This is a genomic window from Maridesulfovibrio ferrireducens, assembly GCF_016342405.1.
GTDB lineage: Bacteria > Desulfobacterota > Desulfovibrionia > Desulfovibrionales > Desulfovibrionaceae > Maridesulfovibrio > Maridesulfovibrio ferrireducens_A.
Genome location: NZ_JAEINN010000013.1, coordinates 133,487 through 147,609, shown reverse-complemented (window position 1 = coordinate 147,609; position 14,123 = coordinate 133,487). Strand labels below are relative to the sequence as shown.

At 42.1% G+C, this 14,123-nt stretch carries 12 protein-coding genes; 3 read left to right on the top strand and 9 right to left on the bottom strand.

Features of this window, described 5'->3' with window-relative positions:
- Window positions 1–223: 223 nt before the first annotated feature.
- A complete protein-coding gene (locus JEY82_RS14590; RefSeq protein WP_304086843.1) occupies window positions 224–1,807 on the top strand; it encodes a hypothetical protein in 1,584 nt (527 codons plus the stop codon).
- A 120-nt stretch (window positions 1,808–1,927) separates the two neighbouring features.
- Here JEY82_RS14590 and purU read toward each other — a convergent pair whose 3' ends face one another.
- The gene (gene purU / locus JEY82_RS14585) at window positions 1,928–2,797 is read right to left on the bottom strand and encodes a formyltetrahydrofolate deformylase (RefSeq protein WP_304086841.1); all 870 of its coding nucleotides are present in this window, start codon (window positions 2,795–2,797) and stop codon (window positions 1,928–1,930) included.
- Between the two features lie 288 nt (window positions 2,798–3,085).
- Between purU and JEY82_RS14580 the strand changes: the two genes are divergently transcribed.
- Window positions 3,086–3,742 carry a trimeric intracellular cation channel family protein gene (locus JEY82_RS14580; RefSeq protein ID WP_092159916.1) on the top strand — a complete coding sequence of 219 codons (657 nt, stop codon included), beginning with the start codon at window positions 3,086–3,088 and terminating at the stop codon, window positions 3,740–3,742.
- A gap of 52 nt (window positions 3,743–3,794) precedes the next feature.
- On the opposite strand, the gene JEY82_RS14575 is transcribed toward JEY82_RS14580, so the two are convergent.
- From JEY82_RS14575 to JEY82_RS14540, 8 genes are all read right to left on the bottom strand, one after another.
- Window positions 3,795–4,529, bottom strand: coding sequence for an ABC transporter ATP-binding protein (locus JEY82_RS14575; RefSeq protein ID WP_304086837.1), 735 nt, complete (start codon window positions 4,527–4,529; stop codon window positions 3,795–3,797).
- A complete protein-coding gene (locus JEY82_RS14570) occupies window positions 4,526–5,293 on the bottom strand; it encodes an ABC transporter ATP-binding protein (RefSeq protein WP_304086834.1) in 768 nt (255 codons plus the stop codon). Before JEY82_RS14570 ends, JEY82_RS14575 begins: the two co-directional genes overlap by 4 nt.
- Window positions 5,294–5,326: 33 nt before the next feature.
- Window positions 5,327–6,403, bottom strand: a complete 1,077-nt coding sequence (locus JEY82_RS14565) for a branched-chain amino acid ABC transporter permease (RefSeq protein WP_092159911.1) — start codon at window positions 6,401–6,403, stop codon at window positions 5,327–5,329.
- A gap of 18 nt (window positions 6,404–6,421) precedes the next feature.
- Window positions 6,422–7,330: a branched-chain amino acid ABC transporter permease gene (locus JEY82_RS14560; RefSeq protein ID WP_304086828.1), complete on the bottom strand. Its 909-nt coding sequence runs from the start codon at window positions 7,328–7,330 to the stop codon at window positions 6,422–6,424.
- Between the two features lie 207 nt (window positions 7,331–7,537).
- Window positions 7,538–8,719: an ABC transporter substrate-binding protein gene (locus JEY82_RS14555; RefSeq protein WP_304086825.1), complete on the bottom strand. Its 1,182-nt coding sequence runs from the start codon at window positions 8,717–8,719 to the stop codon at window positions 7,538–7,540.
- A gap of 473 nt (window positions 8,720–9,192) precedes the next feature.
- On the bottom strand, window positions 9,193–11,259 hold the full coding sequence (locus JEY82_RS14550) for a methyl-accepting chemotaxis protein (RefSeq protein WP_304086822.1): 2,067 nt from the start codon (window positions 11,257–11,259) through the stop codon (window positions 9,193–9,195).
- Between the two features lie 163 nt (window positions 11,260–11,422).
- On the bottom strand, window positions 11,423–11,737 hold the full coding sequence (locus JEY82_RS14545) for a lipoprotein (protein WP_304086819.1): 315 nt from the start codon (window positions 11,735–11,737) through the stop codon (window positions 11,423–11,425).
- Between the two features lie 12 nt (window positions 11,738–11,749).
- Entirely contained in the window at window positions 11,750–13,318 is a 1,569-nt protein-coding gene (locus JEY82_RS14540) for an aminotransferase class I/II-fold pyridoxal phosphate-dependent enzyme (RefSeq protein ID WP_304086817.1), read from the bottom strand.
- 325 nt (window positions 13,319–13,643) lie between these two features.
- Here JEY82_RS14540 and JEY82_RS14535 point away from each other — a divergent pair, with 325 nt between their 5' ends.
- Window positions 13,644–14,117 (top strand): ferritin family protein, encoded by a 474-nt coding sequence (locus JEY82_RS14535; protein WP_304086814.1) that lies wholly within the window; start codon window positions 13,644–13,646, stop codon window positions 14,115–14,117.
- The last annotated feature ends 6 nt before the right edge of the window (window positions 14,118–14,123 follow it).

Here is a 14,123-nt window from a genome sequence, read left to right as displayed (position 1 = left end):
GGAGAAGCTGTAAAGTTAACGCAGCTTATCCTTTATGCAAAGTTCATTAGAGTTGCACTTGCGAGTTGAATTCAGGACTGATATAATATCAGCGGGGTGGTTTTTTGCTAATATTATTGCATTTAGCACTTGTGAAGAGTTGATAAAGGGTAAATCTCTTGACTAATGTGCTGATTTTGAGACATTTTCATGCAAATAAGTTGAAATAAGTAATGGAGAATTCATGAGCGGTGCTAATCAGGATAATTCTCAGGTGCCAGATAAAGATAAACGGATAGAATTTTATCTGAAAATACTTGGAAAGCTTAAAGAACGCAGTACTTTAAGAGAAGTTCTTGAAAGAGAAGTCTTCCTGGAGTTTATCAAATTTAATAATAATCGTATCAACGAATTCCCGCTTCTTGAAAAACAGCAGAGCGGAATTATAGCTTTGTTATGTCATAGATCGCTTGATTTACCCTCCCATGAGTTTGTTAAGAAAACTCTAAGCGAATTTATTCTTATGCTTGGTCGTTACGGTAAGCTGAAAGGCGGCAAAGACCAGAATTCTCTCGATTTAATCCTGTCTAAAATAATTAATGCTGAAACATTACTGATAAAGACCGTGCAGGGCGTTGTTTATGCCTCCTGTCTGGTTTCTGATAATTTTGAGGAAGTGACTCTCAGGCATTTCGGAGAGCCTGCTCTCAAACGATATAATGCATTGCTTGAACAGTTTGAGATGGGTACTGAATTCTGGCAGGAATTGATTACGCAATTCATAACTCAGGAGGTTGATTCCTCTCTGGTTGATATGATTGCTAATGATAAATATACGCTGACACGTGATAAAAGTTATCTTATTCTCAGGTTTCTTTTTGATGATGTTACCGGTCGATTTGCTTCGAAAGCTCCAGGGATTGATAAAACCAGAATTCAAAATTCATTTGAACAGGTTTCCTCAGACCCTGAATCTGTTGAAGTGTTAAAGATGACGTATAGGTCTCTTCTGGAAGGGGGTGTTTTTATTCGGAGCGAAGGGATGACCAATGAAAACATTGAGCATATTGCCCGTATAGTATGTATTGATCCTGCCACCACTCAATTCAGTAATGAAGTTAAAGAAGCTATGGGGCAGATACAGGAAGGATTGAACGGCGAGGATCATAATGAAAAAGAGGAAGAATTAGCTCGTAAAGTTCAATTTTCTCAAGATCAAATAGGTGCATGCGCTATTGGAGTCAGTATGACTCTTGATATTGTTGTTAGAGATTTTTTTATAGCGTTAAGAAATTTTACAGCCCAGGATGAGAAAATTATCGAGGGCTTTCTGCGTAAGTTTGAAGTGGAATCTTTGGATCGTCTTTTCTTTTACCTGACGGAAATGAAATTTTCTGCATTGATTAAAAAGAAAATAAGAGGAGAAGAAAGTAAACTTCTCTTTAGAGTTCTGAAGCGTCGGAGAGCCTGCGCTAAAGATATTGCGGATCTTGATGCTATTGGTATGACTAAGATTAGAAAATCCAGACTCTGGCTGCGGGATTCCAACAATGAAAACTGGCTTATATTTAAGCAGAAAAATGCTAAAGAGCTGCTTGGCGAAATGCAATTGCTGGCTCTTGACAGAGATCTGATTACTGCCATTCTCAAGTTATATGAAAAAGGTGATTTTAAAACGGAAATTTTGGTACTTATTAGTCTTCAGGCTATAGCTAAAGTCACTAAAGATATACGCGGAAAGCTGAATGAACTTCTTATAAGGTTCGGAATCGGAGCTCAGTCAGAAGAGCAGATTCTTAAAAAGCTGAAAGCTCCGGTAGGTCAATAAACTAAGTTACTACCGTCATAGTTAATAAATAAAAAACTCTCCTTGTGATTGAATCGCAAGGAGAGTTTTTTTTATGATTATGAAAAGTAGCAGGCTTGTGTTGAATAATTGCTGATATATCTAAATGAACACAACCGTTTTATTTCCATCTATAAGAACTCTTTCAGACAGGTGCCATTTTACAGCGCGGCTTAGAACCTGCCGTTCAATATCGCGACCCAGAATTTTTAATTCTTCAATATCGTGCCTGTGTGAAACGCGGATAACATCCTGTTCAATAATCGGGCCTTGATCAAGTTCTTCGGTCACGTAATGAGCGGTGGCTCCGATCAGTTTAACACCTCTTTCACCGGCGCGGCGATACGGATCAGCTCCGACAAACGCAGGTAGAAAGGAATGGTGAATATTAATTATTCTACCGGGATAAGATTCAATCAGCTTGGAAGTCAGAATCTGCATATAGCGGGCGAGGATAATCAAGTCCACTTTGCCATCAAGAAGCTCTAGGATTTTATTTTCAGACTCTTCTTTTTTGTTTTTATCGACAGGGACATGGTGGAAAGTAACCCCGAAGGATTCAACTGCTTCGCGTAGATCCGGGTGATTGCTTATCACCATTGTGATATCTGTGAATAGCTCTCCGCGTTTTGCACGCCAAAGGAGATCCATCATCGCGTGGTCAAATTTTGAAACTAGAATGGCTGTTTTTTTCTTAATCCATGCAGGAGTAAGGGTCCAGTCCATATCAAATTTCTGGGCGACAGTAGCGGAAAATTCTTCTTTAAACTCTTCAAAACATCCGTCCAATCCCTTCATGTGGAATTGCATTCTTAAGAAAAAGCGTCCGCCCACGGGGTCACTTGAATGTTGATCGGAGTGGATTATGTTTGCATTTTTAGAGAAAAGGAAGCCGGAAACAGCGGCAACAATGCCCGGTCTGTCCTTACATGAAACTGTAAGGTATGCTGTGGATGCTCTTGATGAAGTCATATTTTATCTCGATTTATGTAGATTTTATCCCGTTAAGGAGGTGGCCTTTTTAGCAGTTGAGAGCCGTACAGGCAAGTATTGTATTTGTACAATTCGTAATGGAGTAATCTCTGTTTATTGCTGCATATTTAATTTAATGTAATATGATTGAATATATAGCTTTACAATCTGTCCGGTAATTAATATCCGGTCCGTTCGTTTTTGTTACTGAAAAGATTTTAGTTGCGATTTAAAGTAAGCATTTCAGAATGATTTTTTCTGGATAATTATATTTTAAAAGGAATTTTAATGTCAGTTGTCAACGGAGAAATGATTCAAAGCGTGATCCACGGCTTTATGTATTTCGGTGATGTCGTTTTTTCTGTCAGTGGAGCGCTTGCCGCAGGGAAACGTAAGATGGACATTGTCGGTTATGTACTTGTCGGAGTCGTTACAGGACTAGGCGGAGGTACACTTCGTGATCTTTTGCTCGGCCGTCCTGTTTGGTGGACAAGGGATTCTCTGGAGTTGTTACTTTGCATTACCGCAGCACTCTGTACCTATTTCTGGGTATTCCGTATTTCAAACAGGTATAACGCTACCACATGGTTTGATGCTCTAGGCCTTAGCGCGTTCACTGTTACTGGAAGCAGTGTTGCCATGCAATGGGGTGTGCCGTGGGAAGTAGCCGTCTTTATGGGCGTAATGACCGCAACCGGTGGTGGTGTTATCCGTGATGTTCTGACCGACACACGGCCTATGATTCTATGTGGGGAACTTTACGCCGTGGCTGCTTTGGCAGGAGCTTTTATAAATGTAGGACTTGTAAAGTTATCTGTGCTTCCGGAAATCGCGATGGCTGTCGGATTTTTAGGAACGTTGCTTATCAGAGGGGCTGCGATAATTTATGATATTCAACTTGGACCGCCCGGAGAATTAGTCAAAGTTGGCGGACGCAAGAAATAAAAAAAGGGTCGGAGATTATCTCTGACCCTTTTACTTTTATAAATGGTTTGGTTTAGCCGCCTAAGTAGGCTTTTTTCACTTCAGGATTTTCCATCAGCTCTGCGGAACTGCCTTGAGCGACAATTTCACCTGTATCGAGAACATATCCTCTGTGCGCAAATTTAAGCGCAAGGTGAGCGTTTTGCTCAATGAGCAAGATGGTAAGCCCTTCCTGATTGAGCATCTTAAGGGTGCGGAACATATCGTACATAAGAAGCGGAGCAAGGCCCATTGAAGGTTCGTCGAGCATGATGAACGTACATTTAGACATCAAGGCCCGGCCGACTGCCAGCATTTGCTGTTCGCCGCCGGAAAGAGATTCACTGCGCTGTTTTCTGCGTTCAGCAAGGCGTGGAAACAGGGCAAAAACTCTGTCGTAATCTCCGGAAATGTCTTTTGCGGAGTCCTTGCGTGCATATGTCGCGAGCTTAAGATTTTCTTCAACTGTCAGGTTGCCGAAAATATGCCGTCCCTCGGGAACCAGAGCTATATGCAGGTCTGAGATGATATTATGAGGAGGAACATCCAGTATGGATTTCCCTTTCCATGAAATTTCACCACTGATTACTTTTGGCGCTTCCGGCGGTGGAAGGCGGCTTACTGATAGCAGTGTGGTTGTCTTACCCGCACCGTTAGCGCCGATAAGAGTAACAATTTCACCTTCGTTAACATTAAAAGAGATGCCGTGAAGCGCCTCAATGTTACCGTATTTAACGCGGAGATCTTTGACTTCAAGTAGAGTATTCAAATTGAATCATCTCCCAGATATGCTTTAATTACAGTCGAGCTGGACTGAATGTGTTCGGGGGTTCCTTCGTCAATGGTTGTACCGAAATCAATACATTTAATCCATGAACAGAGGGACATAACAACTTTCATCTGATGTTCAATCATCAGAATTGTAATGTCGAATTCGTCGTGAATCCATTTGATGAGCGTGATCAGTCCATCAACGTCGGAGGAGTTTAGTCCCGCCGCCGGTTCATCAAGAAGCAGCAGTGAAGGCTGAATGGACATTGCCCGTGCAATCTCAACCCTGCGTTGCAGTCCGTAGGGGAGGTTGGTCGGGAGTTCTTCTGCATATTCTCTAAGATCCATAAATTCGAGAAGTTCGGTTGAAATCCTCTCGATTTCTTTTTCTCTGAGGTAGTAATTTTTGGTCCGCATAATGGCATCGAGGATTCCATAACCCATACGGTAATGCTGAGCGATGCGGATGTTATCCATTACAGTCATATCGTGCCAGAGGCGGATATTCTGAAATGTACGGGCAACGCCAAGTGATGTTACCTGATGAGGCTTCATCTTGCTCGTCGGTGTTCCTTTGAAGGTGATAACGCCTTCAGTCGGCTGATAAAATCCTGAGATAAGGTTGAAAATGGTCGTTTTGCCTGCACCGTTAGGACCGATAAGGCTGGTCAGTGAACCTTCTTCAAGCTCGATATTAAAATCGGATACGGCTTGCAGCCCTCCGAATCTTTGTGTGAGTCCATCTATGCTTAAAAGTGACATATAATCTCCGTTTCGCGGGGTGTATGATATTATCTACTTAAATTTGTAGAATTTTTTCAGCCCCGGGAACAGCTTGGGCAGTTCTTTGTTACCCATAAGTCCTTCCGGCCTGAACTGCATGAGCAGAATCAGAGTCAGCGGGATTAATACCCACTTCCATACCTGACTTAAGTGGTATGAGTCTGGAAGAACATTTATAATGTGCAGGCCGGTATCGATTGCCGGAATGATGAACCTTAGCAGTTCAAGCATTACGGTAAAGAGAATCGCAGAAAGAACAGATCCGCCGAGGGATCCCATTCCGCCGAGATATACCATAACCAGACACTCAGTAGATTTCATAATATTGAAAGATTGCGGGTTAACGTATCCAAGAACATGAGCAAAAAGAGCGCCTGCTATACCGGCAAGACCGGATGAAAGCATGAATGCTGCCATTTTCATCTTGTTGGTATTAACACTCATGATTTCAGCTGCAACTTCATCCTGGGATACAGCCATAATGCCTTTTCCGTAGGTTGAAGAAACAAATCTGCGAATCATCCAGATACTCATGTAAGTTCCCAGTATAACCCAGATCATCATCCATGGAAGATCTATAACGTCAGTCATTGCATTGACTACCCGTTTCATCCCCATGAACCCGCGAGAACCACCGATTACATCAACATTTTCGATTGCGGAAATAACCATGTAGTTAGCCGCAATTGTAATGATAGCGAGGTAGTCACCGCGTGTCTTAAACGATGGAATCGCAACAATCAGGCCTGTAACTCCAGCTACGAGTCCTGAAATGATTACAACGATCGGGAAACCGATAATAGCAAATTCCGGAGGCAGAATAGGTGCTCCGAAGATTGCATTCTGGGAAAAGAATATAACACTGAGGATGGAGGAAACGTATGCGCCTACACACATGAATCCAGCATGCCCACAGGAGAATTCTCCCATGTATCCGTTAACCACGTTAAGACTGGAGGACAGTATTATATTGATACCGATGAACATAATCACCGACTGAATATAAAGGTCCAGTGCTCCGAATTGGGAAAGAGCAATTATGATGAGGGCCATTCCCCATATTCCGAAATTGAAACTGTACTTTTGCATTATTTCTATTCCAATACTCTAAATCTTGGTTGTCTTGGCAACACCGAAGATTCCCGTTGGTTTTATCCAGAGAATCATCAGTAGAATTGAGAATGCGAAAAGGTCTCTGTAAGTGGAAGGGAAAATAGCTACAACACCTACTTCGATAAATCCAAGTAAGAATCCCCCCAAAAACGCTCCGCGAATGTCTCCGATTCCTCCGACCACGGCAGCAATAAATGCTTTCCAACCGATAAGAGCACCCATGTACGGTTCGAGAATTGGATAAGACATGGCAAATAGAAGCCCTGCCAAACCTGCCATTCCTGATCCAAGAACAAAGGTGAAAACGATTACGTTATCGATGGGAATACCCATGAGCGGGATTGCGAACTTATCATATGAAATTCCGCGCATTGCCATCCCGATTTTGGTGCGGGTAACAATGAACTCAAGAAGGATAAATACTGCGATAGCGGTTAAAATTACGATAAGTTTTAGGTTAGTGACAGAAACATTGCCCCAAGTGTAAATCACCTTGTCCAATAGTTCAGGGAATTTTTTGCGGCTTGCTCCAAGTAGAGCGAGGTTGCTGTTCTCAAGCATCAGACCACACATCAAAGCGGTGATTACCACATATAGTCTATGTGCCCCTTTTCTGCGAAGGGGGCGATAGGCAACACGCTCAAGTGTAACACCGACACCAGCTGTTAAAAGCATGGTCAGCGGTACAGTTAAAGCTAGAGTTAGCCCTGGGCTGAGGTCGACAATTCCCAGAAAAAAAGTTGCTACGAAAAATGCTACGTACGCTCCCACCATGAAAACGTCACCGTGGGCAAAGTTGATGAGGAGCAGGACACCGTAAACAAGTGTGTATCCGAGAGCAATCAGGGCGTAAAAACTTCCCCATTGCAACGCATTAAGCAGGTTCTGGATGAGGATATCCACAGTCGGTCATTCCTCTTCTTATTTAAAAGCTCGGTCGGTGAACTTTTTGATTAAAAACACACCGTATTAAGCAGGAGCTTCAAACGGGAGCATTAGTTGCGAAACTGTACTTATACTGAAATGGCATGGTTCGTCGAGGAATATTCTGAAAAAAATCAAACGACAGAAGATTATTTTCTTCTGCCGTTTGACTTTTAAGGCTTAACTTTATGGGCAGACGGATTCAGCGAATACGAACTGACCGTTTTCATCGATGCGAACAACAACCGCACATTTGATAGGATCACCCTGTTCGTCGAACTTCATGGAGCCTGTGATTCCTGCGAATTCTTTTACGCTGCTGAGAGCATCGCGGATAGCTTTGCGTTCTGCTTTAACGTCAGAGTTGAAGGAACCAGCATCCTGAATTGCTTGAAGGACGAGACGAGTTGCGTCCCATGTGAGAGCTGCTACGTCATCAGGAGTTTCACCGAATTTTGCACTGTAGCGATCGATGAATTCTTTAGTCGCACCCTTTGCGCCTGCTGCGGCGTAGTGAGTGGAGAAGAACTGGCCTATGCAGTCTTTGCCGCAAAGAGTCATGAGTTCAGATGAACCCCATGCGTCAGACCCCATGAAAGGACCGGTCCAACCTAGATCGTGAGCCTGTTTGATGATCAGAGCGACCTGATTGTAGTTGTCTGGAACAAAGATGAAGTCAGGGTTGGAGTTGATGATTTTGGTCAGCTGAGCTGAGAAGTCCTGATCTTTTGTACCGTGAGATACAAAAGCAACAACGGAGTCCGCACCATTTTTCTTTTCCCATATATCTTTGAAGATTTCAGCAAGACCTTTTGAATAGTCGTTGGAAATATCAAAAAGAACCGCAGCTGTTTTTGCTTTGAACTGCTTAGCTGCGAAGTTTACAGCAACTGGACCCTGGAAAGGATCAAGGAATGCTGCGCGGAAAACCCAAGGGCGGTTTTTGGTGGTGTCAGGGTTGGTGGACCATGGAGAAACCATAGGAGTGCGGTTGTCATTACAGGTTCCGCCGGCAGGAACAGCCTGTTTGGAGGAGTTAGGACCTATGATTGCAACAACTCCGTTCTGTTCGATAAGCTTCAGAGCCACGTTAACAGCTGATTCGGCTTTGGATTCGTTGTCTTCATAATAAAATTCGAGAGGAATTTTTTTGCCGCCGACTTCAAGGCCACCCTGACTGTTGATATCTTCCTTGAGCATTTCAGCCGCATTTTTTGAAGCTTCACCAACTTTAGGAATATCTCCTGTAAGGGGGATGTTAAAGCCGATTTTAATTTTCTCTTCTTCTTTAGAACAACCTGTCAGCATGACGAACGCAAGGGACATCACCATGACAGCCATAACAGTTCTTAAAATCATTTTACTCATTCTTTCCTCCTGAAATTTGTATAAAAACACTAAAATCATCACTGAATGCTGAAAATTATCGTAAATATATGTTTTTAAAAAGACATTTTTGAAAAAAAAGTGACATTTATATTTATTTTCTATTATTACAGTCTTTTATGATGGTAGAAAAGTGGGCTTGTTTTATTCTAAATATACGTGCAGTGACTGTTCTGAATGTCTAAATAAGCAGTGTGAAGTTGTTTAAGCACTTGTTAATACAGAGTATTAGTGTGGAAGTGGACTGTTGGTGATGTCTGTCTTTTAGGTGGTTATTCTTAGAGGATTTACCTATTGATGAAAATAAGCGCTTTATCTTTCGATATTGTAAAAAAAAGGGGTTAAAACTGCTGAAAAAAGAGATAAATCTATTGAACTACGTAAAAAAAGTCCGACAGGCTAACGCCTGCCGGACTTTACAATTTGCGGATTTTGTCGATTGTCTGATCAATTAATTAATGTTTGTAGCGATCCATCATGGTTTGTAGTGATTTTGCCTGTATATCAAGATCCTTTACGGCAATTTCTAATTGTCTGGAGCTTTCGAGGTTTTGCTCACCAGCCTGCTTAATACTGCCGAGGGCTACTGCGACTTGATCAAGTCCTGCTAACTGTTCCTGACTGGATGCGGCAATCTGCGCAGATGACTGAGCAGACTGATTGATAACCGTGCTGAGACTAAGGATGGATTCACCCGTCTGAGAGGACAGAGTTGCTCCGGACTCAACAGCTTTTCCGCCTTCTTCGGTAATCATTACGGCAGAACTGGTCGCCTTCTGAATGTCGGCAAGTATGGACTGAATTTGAGCTACGGACTGCTTTGATTGATCAGAGAGGTTTCTGATTTCCCGGGCAACGATTGTGAAACCTCTTCCCTCTTCTCCGGCTTTAGATGCCTCAATAGAAGCATTTACCGCGAGAATATTTGACTGGTCTGCAAGGTCGTTAACTACATAAATAATGTCCCCGATGTGCTGGGACTGTTCAGCAAGTTTGACGATACTTGTGGCAATTGTATCCATTTGAAGCTTTATGTTCATCATTCCTGATGCCGCATCTTCAGACGCTTTTTGTCCCTGCTGAGAAGTTCGGACGGCCTTGCGGGCGACTTCTGCGACCTGTCTGGATTTCTCATTTGACAGGTGCGCTGTTTGTTTAACTTCTTCAACCGTGGCGTTTGTTTCAGTTACAGCGCTTGCTGTTTCGGCGGCGCTTGCTGTCAGCTCTGCTGAAGCAGCTGAAATCTGGCTGAGGGAGGAAGATAAAATGCTGACCGTATCGTGAATTTTTTTGTTATCGTCTTTTAAATTCTCTACCATGCGGGCAAGAGCTTTTCCGATAGTGTCATTTTCTGATCGAGGCTCTACTTTTACTGTTAAGTCTGAATCGGCAACTCTTTCCATTGCGCTCGCCATTACATTCAGTGAAGTAGTCATTTTATTAAAAGCAATTGCCAGTGAACCTAATTCATCTTTTCTGTCGGTTTCTTCAAGTCCTTCCGGCATGTTTCCATCAGCAATTCTATACGCAGCTTCAACAACTTTTTTGAGAGGTAGAGTTATGTTTCTTCCGATTATGATGGCTGCGATGCCACCCAGAATAATTGCACATAATCCAAAGATGTATACATTCGTAATTGCGCGATTGTTGCGGGCTTGAAGTTTTGGTCCCAGCTCATTTTGATCCGCAACTACGGAATTCTTGGCTTGTTTGATCGCCTGTGTCATTTGGGGCCCCAGAACATCAATTTCTGAACTGATCAAGTCGTTTCTTTTTTCGGTAATAGTTGTAAACTTCATTAATGTTTGAACATAGTCAGTTCTTGCCTGAATTATTTTGTCCAGTTGCTCGCGGTCATTATTTTTTAAAATCTGTGCAAGTTTGGTTGTTACGAGATCCAGCTTGTTCATTTCTTCAAGAGCTCTTTTTATCTTTTCGTTGTCGCTGTCATCTATGAATTTAGCGGTGTAAAGTCGACCGAGAACCAGATGTCTGACTCCTTTAGCACACCAGTAGAGAGCTTGTGATTGTTTTTCTGATTTACCCAGACTGTCGATGATTTGTTCAAAGGTTTGTTCCATAAGATCCCCTTTAGAGATCAAAACATCATTCGCTAAGGTTGTGCGAAGTGCCTGCGTCTTTGCAACTTCAGAGAAGCTTTTTTCATATAAATTAATTCTATGTCGGACTTCGGCAACCAAAGAGAGTCTTTCTTTATTTAAAAAACTTTTTTCTGCGGTAGCGATCAACTGAAGCATTTTTTTCATGCTTGCATCATGTTTTACTTTATATCTATCATCGCCTGTTATGATGTAATCTTTAACATAAGTTTCACCTTCAAGCAGGTTGACCTGGATTTGGCCTATCAAATTAGATTCCCGTGCAAAATCTCGATAGGTGGTGAATCCTTCGGATGAATTGTTCAGGGCCATGAGCGATTCCAGGCTTACGACTCCGAACAAGATGGCTACAATAATAAAACTACTGAATATTTTTTGGCCTACTGTTAACCGTTTCAGCATGGTGCGACTATCCCTTTGAGTGTGATGTTTTTAGCGTGCGCTAAGAGTGACAAATTTTTGTCCGTTCATTGCGAGAAGCTGCCGTAAAAATAAAGTCATTGTTACGACAGTGTGCTGTTACTTGCAAGCCGTTGAGTTCAAGGGAGTCTTTTATTGCACGTGTCTATTCATAATTTCCGTCACAGTACTCAGTGCATTTGCCACCGACGGCATCAAATATCGGGAGGCAGTTCTGGAGGCCCATCTGATTTGCCGATTTCATTTGAACATTCTCACAACTTTTTCTGCATTCTGCTGCGGAAGAGTATGGCTTTAGAAGTACTTCTGAGTACTTTTCGCAAAGATTTCCCTGCATGTCGCAGTTCGATTCAGTAGAGAAAGAACTACAGTATGAATTTATTTCGGGCACTGTGGGAACATGGACGGAACACCCGGATAGTAAAGTTAATATTCCTATAATGAGGATTGTTCTGTTCATTTAGAGTCTCCTTTATTCAGATAGGATGTTTTGCATTGCCGCAAGGAACATACGATTGCGGGAGTTATTACCGATTGAAACAGTAAGAAGATCATTAAGACCGAATTCGTCTAGAAGCTTAAGTTTGAAACCATGATCCAGCATTTTGTCATGCAGTGATTTTGCCGGAATCGGTCCGCTGAACATTACAAAGTTGCTTTGACTATGGTAGACAGAGCATCCCAGTTCTTTCAGTCCGTTTTGTATGCGTTCTCTACCTCTTATTATCAAAGCTATGGTTGAATAGTAAAATTCATTATGGTTGAGAGCAGCAATACCTGCTCCAAGGTTCAGTGGGCTTATAGGTTGCGGAAGTCTTGAATCTTCAAGGTGCTGGGCGCGTTTTGCATTCATCAATGCGTAACCTAGTCTCACTCCTTGCATGCCGAAAGACCACGAAAAGCTGCGTAGAATAACAAGATTTGGTATTTTATCAAGGAATTGCAACATGGAATAGTCGTCTTCAGGCCAAGCAAATTCAACGGCTCTTTCGTCAATTATAAGCAATGTACGTTTAGGAAGAAGAGTGGCCATGGTTGCCAGTTCTTCTGCTGGAAGTCCGTAGCCGGAAGGCATATCGGGATTCGTTATGATTACTGCGGCAGTGTTTTCGTTTGCAGTATTAACGAGCTGGTCAAGCGGTGGTGAAAAGTTGCGGGATCTCGGCAGGCGAAGCAGTTCTACTCCGCAAAGGGCTGCTACTCTGCTATACTCAGGTAGACCGAACTCATAGCTGAGCACATGGTCAATGCCCGGAGTGATCGATAGACGAAGAGTCAGGTCGAGGATTTCAACGGCTCCGTTCGCGACAATGATTTGATCCTCGGATAGATCATGTCGTTTTGCCAGTCCGAATTTAAGGTTGTCAGACATATCATTATCAAAAGCGCAGCAATTATTAGCCATACTCACGATTGTATTTGAAACAGCCTTTGAGACTCCTAGCGGGTTGGCATGGGTTGAAAGATCAATTTCTTTTTTTATACCGAATTTTTTTCTGAAATCACCGGCTGAAATGTGTGTTGATTTAGCGTGACTCGGTGGAGCTACGTAGGATGTTTCTATTTCATCCGCTTCAACATCAAGGGCTTCTTTTGCGACAGGTGTGGGGTTTTTTGTTGTTGCTGTTGTTGATCCTGATGCTGTAGCGATTGCAGTTTTTACAGCTTCTTCCAACGGAATTGTTATGAATCGGACGTCATAGTCGGAACTAAGCGTTGCATTGCTGACCAGTTCATTAAGTTTGTCGAATATATCAATAATGATGTTAAGTAATTCAGTGGTGAAGGGTATTTCGTTTTTGAAAATACGGTCAAGAACAGATCCGATCTTACTTGCAATGAGGCTTATATTGCTAAGTTCAAGCAGTGCTGCACTTTCTTTTAAAGAGAGAGTTATGGCGTAAATGTGGGCAACAGAGGAGCCTGCGGGAGAGTTGGTTTTTTCCAGTTTGATAAGTTCTGTTTCAATCTGATCAAGTTTTTCGAGAGATTGTTCAACAAAGAGCTGTAGTGTAGGATCGTTGGTAGTGTCCTCAGTCATAAAAACCTCCACGTTGCGCATTCAATATTATTAAGCGTATGCTGATCTGACTTAGATTAGTTCTGTTTTTATAGAAAATACAATTATAAAAGGCTATCCATTTCTGACTGACTATACCTGAACTTTAACTTATAAGAAAATAAGTTTTATCTTTTTTGTAGCCTGTCTATCAAAAAAGTAAACATGGTTTGTTGTTTTGGGTTGCGCTTTTCGCAAGGGTGCTTCATATTAATTAATCATATACATAGGGTGTTATAGTAGTGCTTATTAAAAACGCGTCTAGTATGATATGATTTAAATAAATTTAATTCCATAAGGGGTTGAAATGGTAGCTTTTTTTACTGCCAGTGAAGTTGTTGAACTGGCTATGCGCATTGAGCAGAAAGGACAGGCGTTTTATCTGCTTGCGGCTGATGAAGCTGAAGATCCTGCAGCAAAAGAGTTTTTTGATTTTTTTGCTGAGGAAGAATCCCGACATGAGCTCTTTTTCAGAGGGATGCGAGATAGGTTAGGACACATTGAAATTCCTCCTGGAAGCGACTTTGAAGAATATACTCAGTATGTAATGGCTTTGATTGACTCGCATGATGTCTTCAATTTTGATTATACTGCTGCGTTTAAGTCTGGTGATTTTAGTTTTGAAGATGCGATAAGAATTGCTATGCGCTTTGAAAAGGATACCATTCTGCTTTATAATGAGCTTAAAAAAATGGTTCCTGAGTCGGAGCAGCAGTTTGTTGAGGAATGTATTGATGAAGAACGCGGTCATCTGCTTCTCTTAGCAGCGAAACTTAAATGATGATTC